We start from the raw sequence: 21579 nt of genomic DNA on the forward strand, positions 1-21579 counted from the left end.
TTGACTTTTTTGTCAAAAACCATATATAATTATTTGGCTGACTTAGTAGTCAGAAAAATGGAGGTATGGACATGGAAATGAAAAAAACGGCACGTACCGCTCTGTTAAGTGCGTTGTTTACCGTATTGCTGGCGCCGGGAGCGTTTGCGGAAAAAAGTCTGTCGATTGATCTGCAGACAGCCATCGACAAGGCGTTTAAAACCCATGCGGATATAAAGAAAGCTGAATACACGCTGGACGCGGCGCGGGCGGACTATAATGCGGCCCGGGAAAGCTTCGGGCCCAAGGTTTCTTTAAGCCACAGTACAGGACGTGGTGGTCGTTGGAACAACGGAACTATAGGCAATAGCTATAATAACTCTCTGAGTTTGTCAATACCTATTTTCGATATTGCTAAAAATGCGTCAGAAAAAATTGCAAAGGCCAAATACCAGAGCAGTGTGCTGGGAGATGAACTGGCGTTTATTACGATGAAGCAGACAGTTTCTAATGCATACTATACGCTGCTGGCAGCGATAGACGCCCAACAGGTCTGTGAGCAGTCCGTAGTCGCTTTACAAGACCATCTGAAAAATGTGCAGGCCCAGTATGATGTGGGCGTAGTGGCCAAGGTGGATCTGCTCCGCAGTGAGGTGGAACTGACCTCGGCCCAGCAGGATCTGATCAAAGCGGAAAACCGCCATAGCATTGCGGAAGCCCGACTGAACAATATGATAGGCATTGACCAGGATACCAAACTGAAACCGGTGGAAGAATTGGGATATAAGGAGTATAAAGAAGTGCTCCCCAACTGTATCAACTATGCGATGCTCCATCGGCTGGACCTGCAGCAAAGCCGTCTGCAGGTAAAAGCGGCAGAGGCGGCGTTGAACGGGGCTAAAGCTGGTTGGCTTCCGTCGGTGACAGGTGTTGCTTCTAATAGTTGGCACGATGGTCATTGGCCTGGCAATGATAATTCAAGTTGGAGTACAGGGTTTAGAGTTGATATGAATGTATTTGATAGTGGAATAACGAAATCGAATGTGGCGAAAGCCAAGGCGAATCTGATGGTTGCCAAGGAATCCTATCGGCAGGATACGGATAACGTAGAACTGGATGTGCGGAACTGCTACAACACATTGCGGGAAGCGGAAAAGCGGATTTCTACCACCCAGGTTGCCGTATCCAAGGCAGAGGAAGATTACCATATCGCCCAGGTCCGTTATGAGGCGGGCGTAGGTACTAACACGGACGTATTGGACGCGCAGGTAGCACTCCATCAGGCCCGGAATAATTTCAACACATCCTTGTACGACTATAACCTTGCCAAAGTGGCGCTGGATACCGCCATGGGTATTGAAGCCCGTCCTTCCGATTACCAATACCTGCCCTACGGCGAACGTTATAAAGCGACCAAAGCCGTGTATAATGCAGCGGTAGAAGCTACGGATTCCGACAAAACGATTAAAGAAACGGTGAAGACGCTGGAAAAAGCCCGGGCAGAACGGCGAAAAGCTGCGTCGGCAGCAAAAAAGAAAAACTGAATAACCGTATCAGACTGATTTGAAAGATGTTGGATACACGGACTGTTGGCTGCGATTTCATTTTCGGATGATCACCGGCCAACAGTTTTTTTGAAAAAATGTTTGTAACCCTGTTGTTCTGCTGGAAAAATTCACAGAAGCGATACAAAAAAATACTGTAATTCCGCGGGTTTTCTGCTATAATTATTTTAATATGGGATAATAGTGTTTTTATATCACTCGTTTTATATAATTATGCATCGAAACGATCCTGAAATGTACGGGATTGTTTTCGAGTAATATGCTTAATATTCTATCCATAAAACCATGTAATTTAACGGAGGCGCGAATACACGATGAATCGTCTGGCAAAATGGATTGCAGGCATTGCAGTACTTTTTTGCGCCTTGTTTTTAGGTACAACACAGATCGTGCTGCCAGGTCTGCTGCAGCAGGCCGGTCCTTACGCGGAAAAGCTGGCAGCGGATTATGTGAATGGCTCGGTACAGATCGGTCCCATTACCTGGCCCGGCAGTAATACGCTTTTGATCAGGGATGTAACGGTCAGAGACAAGAAGCAACAGAATGTTGCAACCGTACCGGAAATCCGCGTGTCGGTCAATCCGTTCAAAGCATTTTCCGGGCTGGAAAAAGCAGTTTCTTTGATAGAGCTGGAAAAGCCGACTGTTTATATTATCCAAAGCAAAGATGAAAGCTGGAACTATGAAAAGCTTTTGAAACCGTCCCAGTCTGAGACGACCCCGTTTTACGGGAAAATTAACATAAAACAGGGGACTGCCGTGGTGCAGCTGCCGGAGGGAACCTGGCAATATCAGATCGACGGCAGTGTAGATGGCAGTTATAATCCGGCGTTTGATCTGAATTTTAAGGTAAGCGCTCCGGGGATGGAGCCCGCAACGGTCTTAGGCAGTATCGACAATAAGGGAATCGGAAAAATCGTCATGAAGTCGGACGGGGTGGATCTGGCCCCTTATCATCCGCTTGCGTTACGGTATGGACAGGTTAAAGGTGCTGCCGGTCTGGTTACCGATATTGACGGAGAATGGAGCAACGATGGAAAAAATACCGTACTGAAAGGTAAAATGAACCTGCGGGATATACGGGGCAGCTATCAGATGAAGGATCAGGATGTGCCGTTCCGAATCACGGGTGCGGTGTCTTCGGCAGACCATGTAATTTCGACCGATCAGCTGCAGGTAAGCATCAACGGGCAGACCGCTGTTCTTTCCGGTACCGTGGATATCCATGACCTGGATAATCCGGAGGGACATCTTTCGTTACGGTCAGAGAAGGTTTCGTATGAGGGCGAAACCCTCACAAATATTGAAGCGGAAGCCGTAATGGCCGGGAATAAGGCTGCAATCAATTATTTCAGCGCTGCGTACAGGGGGGGCAGGATCAGCGGTCAGGGCGTATATGAATTAGAATCCGGGAAGCTGACAGGAACTGCAGATATCCGTAAGGTGACGCTTGACGGCGAACAAATCAATGGAGAAAAATTCCTGCTGAATGCTGCGCTGGCCGGCAGCGGTACCTATAAGCAGGAAGATGGAAAACTGAATGTGAATGTGGCAGCGAACACGATGAACCTGCAATGGAGGGACACCGTGCTTAATGTGATGGACTTTGATGCGGATGTGACCAACGAAGGCGTGGACATTCGTACGTTTTCTGCTTTTGCGGAAAGCGGGGCGTTGCAGGCCACCGGAAATGTATCCTTTGACGGCGTGTATGATTTGCAGGGGCGGATGACTTCCATGCCGCTGGCTCCGGTGCTGGCTGTGGCCGGACAGGAGGGAAGCGGGCTTGTTTCTTCTTCGTATCATTTGTACGGTCAGGGAAGCCGGTTTAATTTTGAAGGTCCCGTGCAGCTTCAGCAGACTTCGGTTCGGGAGCTGTTTTTGGAAAAAGGATCCGGTTATGTTACCGTGCATGATAATGTGGTGGAATTTCAGGATTATGAACTGACCATGGATCAGGGCAGCCATATAGCAAACGGTACCGTCGATCTGCGGGGGGAAGAACCGCGGCTGGATTTGCTTGTTGATACGGAAAAAGTTCGTATTGAACCGCTGCTGGCGGCAGCAGGTCTGAAAGAAACAGTAGCTGCAACCGGAAATCTGACGAACCGCATGCATATCACGGGTACCTTGTCTGACCCCGGTGTACAGGGGGATGTAGATATGTCCGACGGCAGTGTGAAAGGCTATCTGATAGATTCCGTTACCGGCCGGTATTATTATCACCAGGGCGCCCTGAGACTGGATAATATTGTCGTAAAGGCCTTATCCGCAACCCTGAAGCTGCATGGTATCATGGATGCGGATCAGAACCTGGATTTTCAGGCAGAGGCTGCCAATGTGGATTTGAGCCGCCTTCCGATACGGGAAGATGACGTGGCTTTGGCAGGGTACGCTTCTGCTAAAGGACATTTGTCCGGAACGGTAAAAAAACCGTTATTTGCCGGGGATGTCACCAGCAAAGAATTTTTTATCAATACAGTACCGGTTCAAAATCTGAAAGGCATTCTGGTCAGCAATGGAGATGATATCAATTCATTAAAAGGGGAGTGCGAACAGGTCAATACGGATGGACTGACTTCCGCTTATATGATAGATCTGAGCCTGAATATTCCGCAGCGGGATTTGCGGGGCAAAATGGGAATCATGTATGGCGATCTGCAGAATATCCTGAAGATGACCAGGGTCGATTTCCCTGTTAAGGGACTGGTGGCCGGCACGCTGGAGTTTAACGGCCCCAATGCGGATACCGTGGCAGATTTCTGGGGGTATAACCTGGATGTTAACGGGGTAAAGTATGACCAGATGGCTTTAAAAGCCCGGCTTAACAAAGGACTTCTGACGGTTGAGAATATCAGGCTGCAGGAAGACAGAGCCTTTTTCCAGGAAGGAACGATTGTCCTCCGCGGCACAATGGATCTTCGCAAAAAGACGATGAATATGCAGGCTCATGCGGTGGATGCAAATCCGGCTATCCTGACAGCGTTTATGCAGAAACCGGCGGTACTTGCCGGCTCGTTAAATATGACAGCACAGGTGGAAGGACCCTGGGATACACTAAAAGGAAACGGTTCTGTACAAATTGTGCAGGGAAGTTTGGAGGACGTTGCGTTTGACAGGGCATCTGCCGACTTTGTTCTGAACAATGACATCATTACATTGTCCCAGGTTTCTGCGGAACAGGATGTTTATAAACTGACAGCTGCCGGACGGATCCCGGTGGATGTGTTCCGCGCAAAGGCGAACCGGAAAAATCCCAATGCTCAGATGGATGTAAAGGTAGATTTTAATAAGGCAAGCCTGGCGGTTTTTGGAGCGCATCCCAGCATAGACTGGGGTGTCGGGGACGCAAAAGGGATCGTTACCATAACCGGTACGTTGGATGAACCGCAGTTATTTGGTACTCTTTCAGTTGTAGAGGGATGTCTGAAGCTGAAAGATATTTATACACTGATAGACAAGGTCAACCTGAAAGTGACATTCAGCGGAAGCCGGGTCCAGGTGGAACAGATTTCCGCCATACTGGGCAAGGGTACGCTGGAAGGAAGCGGCAGTTATGATTTCAGGGCTGCCGATGAACAGTCCTATTTGTTCAAAGGCGTGGCGAAAAATGCAGAAATCGATTCGGCGATTTTTAAAGGCCGTATTAACGGTTCCTTTGCTATATCTCCGGAACATTACCGGGTTCCCCTGCGCCTTCTGCAAAAACAGACCAATGTTCCGGAGTCTTCCGGCAAAAATGCACCGGCCCCATCAGGCATGAAGGAAGGCTGGCGCCCTAAAATTGCAGCAGATATCACCTTGGATGACGTGACGGTAAATATGCCTACCGTTCCGTCTCTGGGAGAAGGAAGCTCCAATCTCGGCCTGAATGTGGCTGTCAACCTGGGGCCCAAAGTACATCTGTATAACAAATATTTGTATGACCTGTGGCTGAAGGGCGCCGTAAAGGCGGAAGGCAGTACAGTTTTCCCAAGGGTCAGCGGAGGTATTGATACGGATAGAGGAACCGTGACTTATCTCAGGACCCGTTTCAAAATTGACAAAGGTTCTCTGCGATGGTCCCAATCGGGTACTTTCCTGCCTAATGTGAAGCTGGCTGCAAATACGAAATTCAGCCGCTACCGGATCGCGCTCCAGGTTGACGGTTCGTTGAACAAAGAGAATCTGAATATGAAACTGCAGTCGAATCCATATCTGTCAAAGAATGCAATCGTCCGTATGCTGACACTGCAGCGTACGTCGGCCGGCAGTGATGATATTACCAATGAGGATATGCATAACCTTCTGATTGCAGGGTTGGAAACCGGGCTGTTAGGCGATGTAGAGCAGACGATCCGGAAGGCATTGGGCATCGATGAATTCCGTGTCTATGTCGGAAAGGTTGAAAACGGTGTGGATCTGTACAGTGGGATTAACCGTGAACTGACGGAAGATGAAAAGGAACAGTATAATTTCCTGATTGCGAAGAATCTGACGGAACGCTGGAAAATCGGGTATACTAGAAGTTTTGACGGAAAGCATGATAATATTTACACACAGTATCGGCTTACCGAGCACATGAATATTACACTTTCCCAGGACGAAAATCATGACAGAAGGTACAGCGTGGAATATCGTATTACATTCTGAACAGAGAGGGGCAACTATGTTACAGCAATATCTTACAGAGCTGAAGAAAATAAAGATGCTTTCCCCGGAAGAAGAAAGAGAACTGTGGATCCGTGAAGAAGAAGGTGACGAGGCGGCCCATCAGAAACTGATCAGCTCCTATCAGCCGCTGGTGTTTAAAACGGCGGTTCAGTTCCATATGCCGGAAGAGATTACCCTGGAGCTGATTCAGGAAGGCACGGTTGGTCTTTTGGAGGCTGCAGAGAGTTATGACTATACGAAAGGCGTCGCATTCAGCCTGTATGCGGTTCACCGTATCCGGGGCCGGATGTGTGACTTTATGAACCGGGAATTTTCCCGTGATGAGTTGTCGCTGGATAGAGAAACGGCAGAAGGCTGGAGTCTGGCGGAATTTATCCCCGGTCTGCAGCTGCTTCCGGAAGAAGTGGCGGAACGCCATGCCGTATCCAGTCGTGTTTCTCAGGCGATTGACCGGCTGCCGCAAAAGGAAAAGCAGGTTTTACAGGGGATTTTTCTGGAAAATAAGACGCCTTCGGTTCTGGCTGCAGATATTAAGGTAACGCCTGGGCACATCTATCGCCTTGAAAAACAGGGAGTGCGCAGAATACGGGGAATGTTGTCCCGGTTTATGCGGGATTTTAAAAAATAGTTATACAGTGCATGTGTTGTGTTTTCATGTTGTTACAAAATATAAAGAAAAGAAGTTGTATCCGGGTAAAAAACAGAGATAACGACAGAAAAACCATAAAAAAGATTAAAATTCGTTACTTTTTTACAAGTTAATTTGCCAAGTTTATTCAGATTATATATAATCATATGTAAGTTTGGAGGTGTAACCATATGACTCAGAGCCGGTCTGTCTGCAGCCGTATCCGGAATGCACGGGCCAGTCTGGATAATGCGGAGCGCAGTTTCCGCAGTAACCAGGAGGTTCGGGGCGAACTGGACCTGATGCTGGCAGAAGCAGAATTGGATAATCTGCGGCAGAAACGCCCGGGAATTTCCTGGACCCGTCATACGCTGGCGGCCTGTTTTGCTGTTCTGGTGCTGGCCTCCGGATGTCTGGGCTGGTGGTGGGCTTCTGCGTATGGAGGAAACACCACGAACGCCGCTGGATTACAGGGACCGACAATGGCAGATAAAAAAGACAGTACGACAGGCGCGGATAAGAAACTATCTGTTTCCCAACAAAATAATGCTTCTTCAGTTGCTGTGCCTGAACAGAAACCGGTGAAAAAAGAAAAACCGGATGTGCCGGCGCAGGCTGCTGTTCCAACGCCGCAGCAAGCCGGGAACCGAGATGCGGGAGTCCGTCTTTCGGCCGGACAAATGCGTCAGTTGATCCGTTCCGGCAGGCAGGAATTGGGAAATATACGGTAATTTGAATAAAAAGATTTGGTTTTCACCGCCGTAAGGTGTATAATATATTAGTTAAGTTACAAATAATTTCAGATTTCTAACGTTACAGGGAGGTTTATTGATATTATGAAACATGCTTTTGAAAAGCAGATAACTGTCGGTTTGCTGGCAGCCATGCTGGTAGCCAGTCCGGTGTTTGCGGAAACAACAACGACAGTGTCAGATACCATCGGACTGAAAAAGAAACCTGTCTCCACAACCAGTAAAAAGGAAGATGTGCCTCCGGCACAGGGAAGTGGTACAGCAGGGACGGCATCCAGGCCAAACCGGTTAAATCTCCCTCCCAGGGAAAGTCCGATTCCCGGTCAGGATATCGGTGTTCGGGGCGAAGCAGAAAATGAGCTGGCTCCGTATCTTAATAAAACGGTTACGAAAATCAGTGTAGAAGGAAATACAGAGGTTCCCTCAGAAGATATTCTGAGAGCTGTTTACAGCAAACCGGGCCTGCCGTTGACAGAAGAGGATATTTCAAGGGATATGCAGGCCATCTATGGCATGGGATGGTTTTATGAGATCCAGCCTTCGTTCCAGGCGGTACCGGAAGGCGTACAGGTTACTTATCATGTGCAGGAAAATCCGAAATTCGATCATCTGGAGGTTACAGGAAATACCAAGGTATCTACCGATAAAATCCGTCAGATCGTGAACCTTCCGAAAGGAAAGATCGTCAACATCCGGGATTCCAACCGGAAACTGAGTTTTGTGGAAGAACAATATAAGAGAGACGGCTATATCCTTGCCCGTATCACGGATGTCCGTTTTATGCCTGACGGTGTTCTGGCCATTACAATCAATGAAGGGATTGTAGAGGACTTTAAGGTTAAAGGTAATAAAAAAACAAAAGATAAGGTTATTTTACGGGAGATCCGCCTGAAAAAAGGAGAGCCCTTCAATTCGACCCTGGCCCGCCGTTCTCTGAACCGAATCCAGAACCTGGGATTTTTTGAAGATGTTAATATGAAGCTGAATCCCGGTCGTCAGCCCAACGCAGTGGAAATGGAAATCGATGTGGTGGAGATGAATACCGGTACCTTTGGTATTGGCGCCGGTTACAGTGACGCGGACGGCTTTGTCGGTATGATTTCGGTCGGCGACAAGAACCTGCGGGGTACCGGTGACAGCATTCTGCTTCGCTGGGAATTCGGAGGCGCGGACAATAAGAACTACGAATTGGTGTACCGGAAGCCATGGCTGGACAAAAAGGAAACTTCATTAGGCATCGCGCTGTATGATGTCACCAATGAAACGGCTGACTATGACCGTGAAGGCGATGAGCTTGCCCGATATGACAAGAAGCGCGTAGGGCAGGAAATTACCCTCGGCCGTCCACAGGGTGAGTTTGTGCGGCATTCAATCACGCTGAAGCATCGTAATGACAAATATGTGGAACGGGTTGGCGGATATAACATGCAATATTATGAGAAGTCTTTTGACAAGGAATTAGAGCCGGGCGGCAAGTATTATAAATATAAGGACAAGTGGCCGGCTACTGCGCAGCAACGCCGTGACGAAAACTTTGGTACGACCAACAGTATCACATATTCCCGCGTGTATGACTCCCGGGACAACATTTACGATCCCCATGCCGGCAAACGGAATTCCTATACGTTTGAATGGGCCGGCCTGGGCGGTGATTTTAAGTTCGAAAAGATTACAGTAAACTATCGGTATTATATCCCGATGCAACGGGATCGAGTATTGGCTTTTGATCTGGCAGCCGGTTACGCCTGGGGAGACATGCCCCTGTCCCAGCGGTTTGCAGTAGGCGGCGGCGACAGCCTGCGCGGTTACAAGGACGATCAGTTCCGGGGCAACAGCATGCTTCGGGGTACTGCAGAATATCGTTTCCCAATCCGGAAAAAAGTACAGGGCGTTATCTTCTACGATATCGGTTATGCGTGGGATAAACGGGACCAGAAAAAATTTGATCTGGGTCTGATGGAATCCGGTTATGGTATTGGCCTGCGAATCAATTCACCGTTAGGACCGATCAAGCTTGACTGGGGTAAAGGAAAGCAGCGCAGCCGCTTCCACTTTAGCTTTGGCGGACAGTTCTGATCATCATGTTGAGAACAGCAATTTTGTTTCTGGTGTGCCTGCTGTGGACGGAATGTATCCTGGCCGCGCCGGTAACAAAAGTGAATGTGACCATCCGTGACGAGGCGGGGAAAACCAGCCCCGTCCTGCTTCACAAGATGGAAGACAGCATGCAGGTGGTAGCCTCCCAGCTGTTTAACAGCAGGGACTCGGAATTCATTATGGCTGACCGATCCGGGTATGAGCATCTGCTGTCGGAAATATCCGACCGTGTCATTACCGGATACCAGACGAACCGTGTCCTTCTTTCCGTAGTACATGAGCCGGAGGGTACGGCGGTCAATCTAGCATTTTCTGTTGCCCCCTGGGCGCAGACAGTACAACTGGTCGACGTGGATATACAATTTTCCGGTGTCAGCCCCTTTGCTTCCGCAATTCTGCAGGAAAAGATTCCGGCTCTGAAAGAACAGCTTCAGGAAACGCTGCAGGGCGCTTCCCTGGACGCTGCCGACTGGGCAGGAGGAATTCTCCGGGGCCAGGTGAAAAGCTGCGTGGAAAAGGCTCTGCCTGATTTCAAGGCGGCAGTGGACCTGACCACGAAGGACGGAAGTGCGCTGGTGCAGGTCGTCATCTATCCTGTAGGGGAACTGGTGCGTTCTGTAGAGTACAGTATGATTTCCAGATCTATTCCGAATATCCTGCTGATGCAGCTGAAGTATAAATATGCGGATAAGGCAAAATCCCTGCAGGGGTTGCCGGTTTCCTGCCTGGAGACAAATCATGAAGTGATGGCCGAACGGCTGCTTCAGGAGCTGTCAGAAGAACCGCAGGTCAGGCGTCATCATCTTCAACCGCAGGTGATCATACATCCCGGGCCGGAAACCCAGGTGGAATTATTGTTGGAATCCGATGAATATAAAATCTGGTTTGAAGGATACGGGGATATAGGGCGTAAAGACCATAATCTGTCCGGCCGTGCCCATATCGGTAAGTTTATTTCCCGCAGGGATGAGATCTTCGGTGAAGCAGGTGTGGATCTGAAACATGTGAAATGGGATTTCAATGCCGGTTATGCCTATCACTGGGGTAAGGCGACCTTGTCTTATATGCGCCGTATTCCAGCGGATGCCAATATATACCGTTTTGAGTATGATTTCACTCCTAAATGGCGTTTCCGCTATGAGCATTTCGGGAATACCAAGGAAAACGAGTATGCAGTCCGGTACCGGATCCACGAATTCCTGAGCGGTGAATATGTCTATTCTACCAATAAGTCGTATTTCCGAATTGTTGGAAATCTGTGAAATCTTTGGTTTATTGTTGAAAGTACCGGTACAGACTGGTATAATTAATAAGTAAAAATTTTTTAAGAAAGCAGGTAACTATTATTATGATGGAAAAATTGCGTAATCCGAAAAATGTCAAAACAATATCTCTGATTGTTGCGGCTATTTTTGTCATCGGCTGTTTTACACTGGCGATGAGTGCCGGCGGGTTTGGCAGCGCCGTGGCTTCCGCCGCGTCCAGTGAATCCGCTATCGGAGTGGTCAATTATCAGGTTCTGGTCTCCCAGTCCCCCCGGTTGGAACAGATTCGGAGCGATATGCAGAAAGCGATTGCTGATACCCGTAAAGAATTTGATAACAACAGCCAGAACATGAATGATGAAGAAAAAGAACGGTATTACAAACAGCTTCAGGAGCGTCTGGCCAATAAGGAAAAGGACTTGATGGATCCGTTGCTGAAGGATATCAACGATACCATTAAAAAGATTGCGGATAAAAAAGGCCTGAAGGTTGTTGTTGATAAAGCCACCGTAGTATATGGCGGGACGGATATTACGGATGAAGTAGCCAAAGCATTGCAGAATCCGAAAAAATGATCACGCATGAGATGAGGCTCTGCAGGAGCCTCATTTTCCATTGCTGAAGGAGGAAACATGATGCGCTGGCTTTTGATTGTCTTTACAGTTCTGGCGCTGATGCTTTCGGCCTGCGGCAAAATCGGAGGCGGAGAAAAGATTGCAGTTGTAAACTGGGATAAGGTGCTGCAGGAACATCCGCAGCATGGCCGTTTGCAAAAGCTGAAGGAAGAGTACAGCCTGCTTCTGGATAAGCGCAGAGAACAGGAAATTATCGGAAAGACCCGGATGAGCAATCTGGCGAAGCTGTACCAGCTGAAACAGAACAGCAGACAGAGTTTCTTTTCTGCTGATTTCATGACCCGCATGATGGAAAAGCAAACGGCGGAACAGGAAAAGCTGAAGCAACTGAGCAATCAGATTGCAGATGAGATAGACAGGGAACTGGCTGAAGAAGAAAAGAAGCTGAATGAACATTACCGGCTGCGGTTATTTAACCTGCGCCTGAAGCTGGATACCGTCCGTATGGTTCCGGAAGAACGCAAAAAGGTGGAAGCGGAACTGAAGGCTGTGCAGGCGGAAAGAGACAGTGACCGGATGCTGCTGATGCAGCATAAGTTCGGGCTGGTCAATCAGCGGATGGAACCGCATGTAAAAGCTATGCAGCAACGCCTGGATGCCTATGCTCTCCAGCTGCAGACCCAGATGAGAGCAGAAATGAAAAAGGATTCGGGCAAAGACGATGTGGCTTTGCAAAAAGTTCCGGCTGCGCTGAAAGAACTGCTGGGTACAGTCGATGAGGAACTGGATAAACAGCAGCAGGCTATCGAAACGATGGAAACAGCGATAAAAAAAGACATGGAAAGTGTGGTTGCAAAACTTGCCAAAGAAAGAGGCTACTCCGTTGTTTTCCATAAATACCGTACGAATGTTTCCGCAGACGATATAACCGAAGATGTGATTGCCGGGTTAAAGAAACTGGAACTCCGGACAAAAGCAGCAGAAGCGTTAAATAAGAAGGCTGCAGGCGCTCCGGTGGGCGATAAAAGCAAATAATTTTTTTATTATAAAAAACGATTACGGGAAGGATGACTGATTAACATGAAAAAAGTTTTGGCTTGTCTGATGATTGCCTGCTCATTGCTGGCATTTGGCTGCAGCGGACGCAACGCAGCGTTTGGCGTGGTGGATATTAAAAAAGTGGAAGCTGAGGCGCCGGCTGTAAAGACCATTAAAGAAGATTTACAGAAGAAAGCGAAAGAACTGCAGGACCAGATGCAGAAGGAAACCGCGGGCAAGAGCCGGGAAGAGGCGGAAAAGATCGTACAGGATAAATCTGCGCAGATGCAGGTGGCTTCTTCGGAGGCGCAGTCTAAATTAAAGGCCAGCCTGGAAACCGCGCTGGCGGAAATTTCCAAAGAGAAGAACCTCAGCGCTGTCCTGATCAAAGATGCTGTTCCGTCCGGCGGTGTGGACGTGACTGATGAAGTGATTAAAAAGATGAAATAATGCGGGTCTTGGCGAGAAGAAAACCCGTCAGTGATCATTTAGAAAACCATATTTTTGTATCACCCATAGCGGGCGGATTTTCGTCCGTCCGCTTTTTTCATTTCAAAAGTATCATAACTACTTGTTCTATGATAATAAATACAAGGGGTTGTAAGGATTATGGAAAAAACGCTGCAGGAACTGGCGGATTTCTTACACGGTACGCTGGAGAATGAAGATCCTGCGCTGCGTATCACCGGTGTAAACGGGTTGGTGGAAGCGGGGCCTACAGAGATTTCATTTGCCATACCGCCGTACGTGGAGTTCTGCCATAAAAGTCGGGCCGGTGCTATGATACTGGCTCCGGAAGACCGAAAACTGGATCGCCCTGTTATCAGGGTCAGCAATCCCAAGCAGGCTTTTGCCGAACTGCTGGAACTGTTCCGCCCCCGGGAAGAGGTGGCCCGTGAAATCAGCCCGCTGGCTTACGTGGCGGAGGATGCTTGCATTGGTAAAAATGTTGCGATTCAGCCTTTTGCGGTTGTGGAAGGCGGCGCGGAAATCGGGGATAATACGGTAATCTATGCCCATGCGTATATTGGCCGTCATGTCAAAGTCGGCAATGACTGTGTAATCTATCCCAACGTTACTGTACGGGAAAACTGCATCGTCGGCAACCGAAATATACTGCAGTCCGGCTGCGTCATCGGCGGTGACGGTTTCGGCTTTGTTACCAATAACGGAAAGCATAATAAGGTGCAGCAGACCGGTAATGTGGTACTGGGCGATGATGTGGAGATCGGCTGCAATTCCTGCATCGACAGAGCGACGGTAGGCAGTACAGTCGTGGGCAATGGGACCAAGCTGGATAATCTGGTACATCTGGGGCATAACGATGTGGTCGGGGAAAACAATCTGTTTGTAGCGATGGTGGGGATTCCCGGAAGCGTAACGATCGGTAACAATAATACTTTTGGCGGCCAGTCTGCGACGGTGGGTCATATTACGATTGGTAATAATAATACAATAGCGGCCCGCTGCGGTGTGATCGGTAATGTGGGGGACAATCAGATCCTGGCAGGCTTTCCGCAGATGTCCCATGTGGAATGGCTGCGGCAGCAGTCGAAGCTGCGTAAGATCGGCGAGCTGATGAAAACCGTAAAAGCGTTGCAAAAGGAAATCGGGGAACTGAAAAAAGAAAAATAATCCGGAGAATATATGCTTGTTTATTATGTAATGAAGCTGATCAGCAAAGTGTTTTGTCTGCTTCCCTGGAGTGTGGGCCGGGCTTTTGGCAATGTTCTGGGGAGGATAGCCCTGTTTTTTGTGCCGGAATGGCGTATGCAGATGGCGGCGGCCAATGTACAGGAATGTCTTCATGTATCACAGGAAGAAGCCCGAAAAATCGCGGTTCAGAGCGTGGTCAAGTTTGGCCGCATGGTCATAGAGGTACTGCGTTTTCCTCTGCTTACCGGTGAAACGATTCAAAGTGTTGTAAAAACAGATGGCCTTGAATATCTGGAAGAAGCGTATGCAAAGGGGAAAGGTGCCCTGATGTGCACCGGCCATTTCGGAAACTGGGAACTGTTGGGAGCTGACGTTGCTTTGCACGGCTATCCTATGCTGAGTATAGCCAGAAAACAGAACAACAGTGCCATGGATCGTTTTATTAACGAATACCGGGAACTTGTCAGGCAGAAGGTTGCCTATAACGAAGGCAGGGAAGGGGTGTTGGCCATGGGCCGGTACCTGAAGGAAAAACACTTGCTGGGCATCCTTTTTGACCAGGATACCAATGATACCGGTGTAACGATTAATTTATTCGGCAAAGAAGTGATCACGCCGTCTGGCCCTGCGGTATTCAGCCGTACCTTTGGCTGCCCGATTCTGCCGATTTTTATGCATTATGATCCGGACGGCAGCTGCCGGGCTAAAATCTATCCTCCTATATATGCGGAAAAAACAAAGGATAAAGACAGGGATCTCTATCAGGTTACGGAAAAGCTGATAGCAATTCTGGAACAGGAGATCCGCAGTAATCCGCCTATGTGGTTCTGGGTTCATGACCGGTGGAAAGATGGCGAGGCACGCTTTGCTTCAAAAAAATAGAATGCTGAGGAAACGTATATGGAAAAACAGGTAACATTGGCAACTGAGGTGACGTATTCCGGTATAGGGCTGCATTCCGGGAAAGACGTGACCATGACGTTGCAGCCCGGAAAACCGGGAACCGGTATCGTATTTGTCCGCACGGACCTGCCGGGGCAGCCGGAGATCCATGCACGGGCGGAACTGGTGACTTCCACACTGAAAGCCACTACCCTGAGTGAAAACGGAGCCCAGGTCTTTACGGTGGAGCATTTGCTGGGAGCCCTCTTTGCGATGGGGGTCGATAACTGCCGGATCAGGATGGATGCGCCGGAACCGCCGGTCACAGACGGAAGCGGTCTTGTGTTTGCACAGCTGGTGCAAAAAGCGGGCCGTAAAGAACAGGACGCAGAGAAAAAGATATATGTGGTGGATAAGTCTTTCTCTGTGTATGACGGAGATAAATTTTTACTTATGCTGCCCTATGACGGGACACGCGTTTCCTTTACTTCCGTTAATTCCCATCCGTTGCTTGGGACCCAGTATTATGATGTACTGTTGGACGAAGAAACTTTTTTAAAAGAAATAGCGCCGGCCCGTACCATCGGCTTCATGCATGAAGTGGAGCAGATGCGGAAGATGGGCCTGGGACTGGGGGGCAATCTGGAAAACGCGCTGGTGTATGACGATACCAAATGTCTTTCCGTACCCCGTTTCCCGGATGAACTGGTACGGCATAAAATTTTGGATGTATTAGGGGATATGTCCCTTATCGGCCCATGGAAAGGGCATATTATCGCAGTTAAATCAGGACATTCCTACAATTCGCAGTTAGCAAAACAGATTATCGCGTACAGGGAGGGTAAATAATGGCTATTACACTGGATATTACTGAAATCAAAAAGATTCTGCCGCACCGTTTTCCCATGCTGCTGGTAGACCGGATCCTGGATCTGGAGCCTATGAAATGGGCAGTGGGCGTAAAAAATATTACGGTAGGTGAAATACAGTTTCTGGGGCATTTCCCCAATGATCCTATCATGCCCGGCGTATTGCTTATTGAGGCCATGGCGCAGGTAGGAGGGGTCGCTATGTTGTATCCGCCGGAAAACCGGGGCAAGATTGCCGTATTTGCCAAGATTGACAAAGTTCGGTTCCACAGAAAGGTAATTCCCGGCGATCAGGTGGTGACCCGTGCGGAAGTAGTGAAGATTCACGGCAATATGGGTGTGATCCACTGCGAAGGAAAGGTTAATGACGAACCGGCCTGTGAATGCGACTGCTTCTTCTCGCTGCAAGATAAAGCAGAATAGTTTAAAGTGAAAAGCAGGGCTGTTTTATCATACAAAGCGTAATATACATTTAACTTTATATGAAAAACAGAGAAAACCAAAGAAAAAGAGTAAGATCCTTCTTTAAACTTAGTATATTTTACCATAACAAGAAAATAGAACCGAATAATTGCATTTTCTGGGAGTGAAAAATAAAGCTGTTTTGGGAATATATTTTGTAAAGTGCTACTGTAACTGTACAGGGTAGTTAAATCACATCCTGTATAAATGTGGTATAAAAAGGTTTTGCAGTCAGAAAGGGTGAAACCGGATACCAGTCTGGCTGCGGGGGAGTGAGAGAATGGCATCGGTAGTGACACCATTACACAAGATACATGAAACCGCAATCATTGAAAAAGGCGCGGAGATTGGTAAAAATGTAGTAATTGGTCCGTATGCAGTAATTAAACATGACGTGGTACTGGGGGATGGCTGCATTGTGGGTCCGCATGTAGTGATTCATCCATACACCACCATTGGAAAAGACTGTAAGTTTTTCCCGGGCGCTTCCATCGGAAGTGTACCGCAGGATCTGAAATTTAAGGGAGAACGAAGCCATACGGTCATCGGTGACCGCGGCGTTTTCCGTGAATGCGTCACCGTAAGCCGTGCCTGCGGGGAAGGAAATGAGACCCGCATCGGCAATGATATTCTCATGATGGCGTATACCCATATTGCCCATAACTGTATCGTGGGCAACAATGTGATCATGTCCAACGTGGCGACGCTGGCGGGTCATGTGGTAGTAGAAGACCGGGCGGTCATCGGTGGTCTGGCTGCTGTCCATCAGTTCTGCCGTATCGGTCGGAACGCCATGGCGGGCGGTATGAGCCGCATATCCCAGGATATCCCGCCGTTTATGCTGGTAGCCGGAGACCCTGCTTTCGTGGCAGGTTTGAACAGCGTGGGCATGGCCCGGGCGGGGGTACCGCTGGAAATTCGTACCCAGCTGAAAAAAGCGTTCCGTATCCTGTATCGCAGCGGCCTTTCGCTGGAAGAAGCCGTAGCCACCATGGAACAGGAGCTGGACAGCAGCGAGCCGGTTGAACATCTGATGCGTTTCCTGCGCAATGCGGAACGGGGTATCATCCATACCCGGAAATAAAACAGCAGCAAGACAATTTATGGTATAATAAAAGAAGGCAGCGGTTCGTTTCGCTGCCTTTAACTTATGAACGGACGGTACATATATGGAAACCTTGGGCTTACTGGCTGGCATCGGTCATCTGCCGGTAGATGTGGCGCAGTCTGCAAAAAAGCTGGGCTATAAGGTCGTGGCAATTGCAGTGGTTGCGGATACGGATCCGGAACTGCCGGAAAATGCAGATGTATTCTATACGATCAATGTTGGAAAAGTGGGAAAGATTTTGCAGACGCTGAAACAGCATGATGTAAAAAACGTAACCATGATCGGCAAGGTTACGAAAGAAGTGCTGTACAAAAACGGCGTCATGATTCCGGATCTGACTACCATCCGGGTGCTGGCATCCCTTCCGGACCGGAAGGATGATACCATCATGAATGCCATTGTGAAGCTGATTGAGGATGAGGGTATGCATGTGATGGACCAGACGGTGCTGATCCAGCCTCTTCTGCCGGAACCGGGTGTGCTGACGAAACGGAAACCCACAGAACAGGAATGGGAGGATATGCGTTTCGGGTTCCGGATGGCCAAGGAGCTGGGGCGTCTGGATATCGGGCAGACGGTCGTGGTGAAGAACCGGGCGGTCATGGCGCTGGAAGCCATTGAAGGAACGGATGCCTGTATTTTACGGGGCGGGTTTCTCGGCAAAGGCGGCGTCGTGGTTGCCAAAACAGCCAAGCCGGCGCAGGACAACCGTTTTGATATGCCCAGCGTGGGAACTACCACACTGACCTCGATGATCCATGCAGGCGCTACCGGTATCGTCATTGAAGCGGGCAGGACCTTGCTGGTGGATCGAAAACGCACACTGGCTATGGCAGAAGAAAAAGGAATCACCATTGTATCTATGAGCGAATCGGAATTGGTTTAATATGTGGCAGAGATTCAATAGAAACTAAAATAGAAACCAAAACGGATAATAAAAATGAAATATTTATGGAATTGGCAGCTGAAAGGTTTATTCAGCTGCATTTTTATGTTATAATAAGATGATTTAATATGTATAAAAATGGGTAAGTATTGGCTGCGTCAGGAATAATCTCTGACAGTGGGAGGGACTGCGTGTCCTATATTCCCCGTGCTGCCGGTGTTACATAGGGGTATCATGGTCAAAGTATTGATTTCTGCGGGGGAAGCTTCCGGTGATTTGCATGCCGGAGCCGTCACCCGTGCCATTAAACAACTGGAGCCCACGGCGGAAGTCTTTGGTATGGGCGGCGACTGTCTGCGTGAAGCAGGCGGCGAGGTGCTGTTCGATATCAAAGACCACAGTGTAATGGGCTTTGTGGAAGTGCTGAAACGGCTTCCGGATATCTGGAAGCTGCGAAATGCATTTATCGAACTCATGGACAGGCGAAAACCGGATGTGCTCCTGACCATAGATTATCCCGGGTTTAATATGAGGCTGGCAAAGCTGGCGAAAGAGCGGGGGATCAAAGTGGTCTCCTTTATCGCCCCTTCGGCCTGGGCCTGGCGTCCCAGCCGGGCTGCCGGCGTGGTAAAGGTAGTGGACAAAATTGCATCCATTTTTCCGTTTGAATATGATTTATATAAATCCTATGGGGCGGACATCGAATTCGTAGGCCATCCGCTGGTGGATACGGTCAGGCCGTCCCTGCCCCGTAAAGAAGCAGAACGTTTGGCGGGAAAACGGAACGGACATCCTCTTATCCTGCTGATGCCCGGCAGCCGGGCCATGGAGATACAGCGGCTGTTGCCGGACATGCTGGCAGCCGCAAAGATTCTGAAGCAGAAACGCCCGGACATCGATTTTGCCATGCCGCGGGCTGTGACCATAGAGAGGGACATGCTGGAACGGCCAATCAAACAGGCCGGCCTGGATATTAAACTGACCGAAGGGCATACGTACGATATCATGAGCGCAGCGGATTTTGCCATTGCCACCAGCGGTACGGTTACGCTGGAAGCTGCATTGTGCGGACTGGGCTGTGAAATTTTGTACAAAGCTTCTCCTGTCAGCTTCTGGATTGCGAAACAGGTAGTGGAGATTCCCCACATCGGGTTGCCCAACATTGTGGCAGGAAGACTGATTGAACCGGAACTGCTGCAGGATGACTGCACACCGGAAAAAATAGCGGGTACGGTACTGGAACTGCTGGAGCCGGAACGTTTTGCCCAATTGCAGCGTGACCTGCAGGAAGTGAAGGAAAAACTGGGAGAACCCGGTGCGGTTAAACGGGTCGCAGAGCTGGTGCTGCGTATGGCCGGGGAAAACCGCAGGGAGCATCTCCTGTCCGGTAAAACCGAAACATAATCTGTGAGGAGATCAGATGAATTTATACAAACGGATTCTAAGTTATATCAAACCATATCTGCATGTGCTCTTTGCCGCACTTGTATGTACCATGCTGGCAGCAGCAGGCAACCTGTATCTTCCCTGGATTTTCAGGGATATGATCGACAAGGTTCTTTCTGCCAAAGATGCATATATGCTGAATATGATTTCGGTCAGTATTGTTATTATCTTTTTTCTCCGCGGAATCTTTCTGTATGGACAGAATTACCTCATGAGTTATGTGGGACAACATGTGATCATTGATATCCGCGGTGAGGTGTTCCGTAAACTTCAGCGCCTGTCCATGTCCTTTTATGATAAGAACAAGACCGGCACCATCATGAGTTATGTGACGAATGACGTCAATGCGCTGCAGGGCGCCATGGTTGACAATACGATTGAGCTGGTTACGGAAAGCATCATTCTGGTGGGCTCTGTCTGCGCCATGATCTATCTGGACTGGAAGCTGACCCTGTTTACCATTCTGACCTTCCCGGTCGTTCTGTATTTTATGAATTTCTTTGGGAAAAAAATCCGCAGCTCCGGCGGGATGATCCAGGAAGCTGCGGCCGATATCACTTCTGTGCTGCAGGAATCGGTTTCTTCTGCCAGGGTGGTCAAGTCTTTTGTACGGGAACAGTATGAAATAGACAGGTTTGAAAGGGAAAATGAGGCGAACCTTAATGCTAATCTGAAAAATGCCAGATACATGGCAACCCTTACTCCCACAATTGAGTTTGTGGCGGCCCTGGGGGTGACCATGATCCTCTGGTTCGGCGGTAATAACGTGATTGCCGGTGATACCACAGCTGGTTCGCTGGTCGCCTTTCTGGCTTATGCAGTCAATATTTCCAACCCCATCAAGCGTATTACCCGTACCACCGGAAATATCCAGAGAGCTCTGGCAGCGGCCCAGCGTGTTTTTGATGTGATGGATCTGCCGGAAGAAGTAAAAGATCTTCCTGACGCAAAAGCGCTTCCGGCGGTGACCGGCAGTGTCCGTTTTGAACATGTGACGTTTTCGTATAACGAAGGGGATGAGATTCTTCACGACCTTTCCTTTGAGGCAGAGCCAGGCCAGGCAGTAGGCCTGGTTGGGCCGTCCGGCGCCGGCAAGTCTACGATTGCCAGTCTGCTGCCCCGGTTTTATGACTGTGATGCAGGCACGATCCGCATTGACGGAACGGATATAAAGCATGTCACACTGGACTCCCTGCGGAATCAGGTTGGCATCGTACCTCAGGAGACCATCCTGTTCAACGGTTCGGTGTACGATAATATTTTATATGGCCGGCTGGATGCTACCAAAGAGGAAATCGAGGAGGCTGCCAAAGCGGCCAATGCCCACGATTTCATCATGGAGCTGCCGGATGGCTATAATACGATGCTGGGAGACCGGGGCGTGAATATTTCCGGCGGGCAGCGGCAGCGTATTGCCATAGCCAGGGCCATTCTGAAGGACCCCCGTATCCTGATTCTGGATGAAGCTACCTCCGCGTTGGACACGGAGAGCGAACGGGTGGTACAGGAAGCTTTGAACCGCCTGATGGTCGGGCGTACTTCTATCATCATTGCCCACCGTCTGTCTACCATAAAAAATGCCGACCGGATCCTTGTGCTGGATAAAGGGAAACTGGTGGAAGACGGTACCCATGATGAGCTGATGGAAAAGAACGGGTTATATGCACACCTGTATCAGATTCAGTACCGAACGAATACGGAAGAGAGTTGATTACAGCC

Annotated in this window: 17 protein-coding genes; all 17 read left to right on the forward strand. The window is 49.0% G+C overall.

The genetic code is table 11. The features are described from left to right. The first annotated feature begins 71 nt into the window (after positions 1-71). On the forward strand, positions 72-1523 hold the full coding sequence (locus QZV31_RS00535; protein ID WP_295356645.1) for a TolC family protein: 1452 nt from the start codon (positions 72-74) through the stop codon (positions 1521-1523). Between the two features lie 335 nt (positions 1524-1858). After that, a complete protein-coding gene (locus tag QZV31_RS00540) occupies positions 1859-6175 on the forward strand; it encodes a translocation/assembly module TamB domain-containing protein (RefSeq protein WP_295356648.1) in 4317 nt (1438 codons plus the stop codon). Positions 6176-6191: 16 nt separating this feature from the next. After that, complete coding sequence (locus tag QZV31_RS00545) at positions 6192-6824, forward strand: sigma-70 family RNA polymerase sigma factor (RefSeq protein ID WP_295356651.1); 633 nt, start codon at positions 6192-6194, stop codon at positions 6822-6824. A gap of 191 nt (positions 6825-7015) precedes the next feature. Then, positions 7016-7555, forward strand: coding sequence for a hypothetical protein (locus tag QZV31_RS00550; RefSeq protein ID WP_295356653.1), 540 nt, complete (start codon positions 7016-7018; stop codon positions 7553-7555). 105 nt (positions 7556-7660) lie between these two features. Beyond that, positions 7661-9652 (forward strand): BamA/TamA family outer membrane protein, encoded by a 1992-nt coding sequence (locus QZV31_RS00555; RefSeq protein WP_295356656.1) that lies wholly within the window; start codon positions 7661-7663, stop codon positions 9650-9652. A 5-nt stretch (positions 9653-9657) separates the two neighbouring features. Continuing rightward, the gene (locus QZV31_RS00560; protein WP_295356659.1) at positions 9658-10935 is read left to right on the forward strand and encodes a hypothetical protein; all 1278 of its coding nucleotides are present in this window, start codon (positions 9658-9660) and stop codon (positions 10933-10935) included. An 86-nt stretch (positions 10936-11021) separates the two neighbouring features. After that, positions 11022-11513, forward strand: a complete 492-nt coding sequence (locus QZV31_RS00565; protein WP_093729064.1) for an OmpH family outer membrane protein — start codon at positions 11022-11024, stop codon at positions 11511-11513. Positions 11514-11570: 57 nt separating this feature from the next. Continuing rightward, complete coding sequence (locus QZV31_RS00570) at positions 11571-12548, forward strand: OmpH family outer membrane protein (RefSeq protein ID WP_295356664.1); 978 nt, start codon at positions 11571-11573, stop codon at positions 12546-12548. A gap of 45 nt (positions 12549-12593) precedes the next feature. Beyond that, positions 12594-13001 carry an OmpH family outer membrane protein gene (locus QZV31_RS00575; protein WP_295356667.1) on the forward strand — a complete coding sequence of 136 codons (408 nt, stop codon included), beginning with the start codon at positions 12594-12596 and terminating at the stop codon, positions 12999-13001. Positions 13002-13160: 159 nt separating this feature from the next. Continuing rightward, entirely contained in the window at positions 13161-14186 is a 1026-nt protein-coding gene (gene lpxD / locus QZV31_RS00580; RefSeq protein WP_295356670.1) for a UDP-3-O-(3-hydroxymyristoyl)glucosamine N-acyltransferase, read from the forward strand. A 12-nt stretch (positions 14187-14198) separates the two neighbouring features. Continuing rightward, positions 14199-15089 (forward strand): lysophospholipid acyltransferase family protein, encoded by an 891-nt coding sequence (locus tag QZV31_RS00585; RefSeq protein WP_295356671.1) that lies wholly within the window; start codon positions 14199-14201, stop codon positions 15087-15089. 18 nt (positions 15090-15107) lie between these two features. After that, positions 15108-15938 carry a UDP-3-O-acyl-N-acetylglucosamine deacetylase gene (gene lpxC / locus QZV31_RS00590; protein WP_295356674.1) on the forward strand — a complete coding sequence of 277 codons (831 nt, stop codon included), beginning with the start codon at positions 15108-15110 and terminating at the stop codon, positions 15936-15938. Further along, entirely contained in the window at positions 15938-16381 is a 444-nt protein-coding gene (gene fabZ / locus QZV31_RS00595; RefSeq protein WP_093729069.1) for a 3-hydroxyacyl-ACP dehydratase FabZ, read from the forward strand. The genes lpxC and fabZ overlap by 1 nt, the downstream gene beginning before the upstream one ends. 319 nt (positions 16382-16700) lie before the next feature. Continuing rightward, positions 16701-17504, forward strand: coding sequence for an acyl-ACP--UDP-N-acetylglucosamine O-acyltransferase (lpxA, locus tag QZV31_RS00600; RefSeq protein WP_093729070.1), 804 nt, complete (start codon positions 16701-16703; stop codon positions 17502-17504). A gap of 85 nt (positions 17505-17589) precedes the next feature. Continuing rightward, positions 17590-18414, forward strand: a complete 825-nt coding sequence (gene lpxI, locus QZV31_RS00605; RefSeq protein ID WP_295356680.1) for a UDP-2,3-diacylglucosamine diphosphatase LpxI — start codon at positions 17590-17592, stop codon at positions 18412-18414. Positions 18415-18648: 234 nt separating this feature from the next. Then, positions 18649-19818 (forward strand): lipid-A-disaccharide synthase, encoded by a 1170-nt coding sequence (gene lpxB, locus QZV31_RS00610; protein WP_295356683.1) that lies wholly within the window; start codon positions 18649-18651, stop codon positions 19816-19818. A 16-nt stretch (positions 19819-19834) separates the two neighbouring features. Next, positions 19835-21571, forward strand: coding sequence for a lipid A export permease/ATP-binding protein MsbA (msbA, locus tag QZV31_RS00615; RefSeq protein ID WP_295356686.1), 1737 nt, complete (start codon positions 19835-19837; stop codon positions 21569-21571). Positions 21572-21579 lie beyond the last annotated feature (8 nt).

The sequence above is a fragment of the uncultured Succiniclasticum sp. genome (genome assembly GCF_902793885.1).
Classification (GTDB): Bacteria; Bacillota; Negativicutes; order Acidaminococcales; family Acidaminococcaceae; genus Succiniclasticum.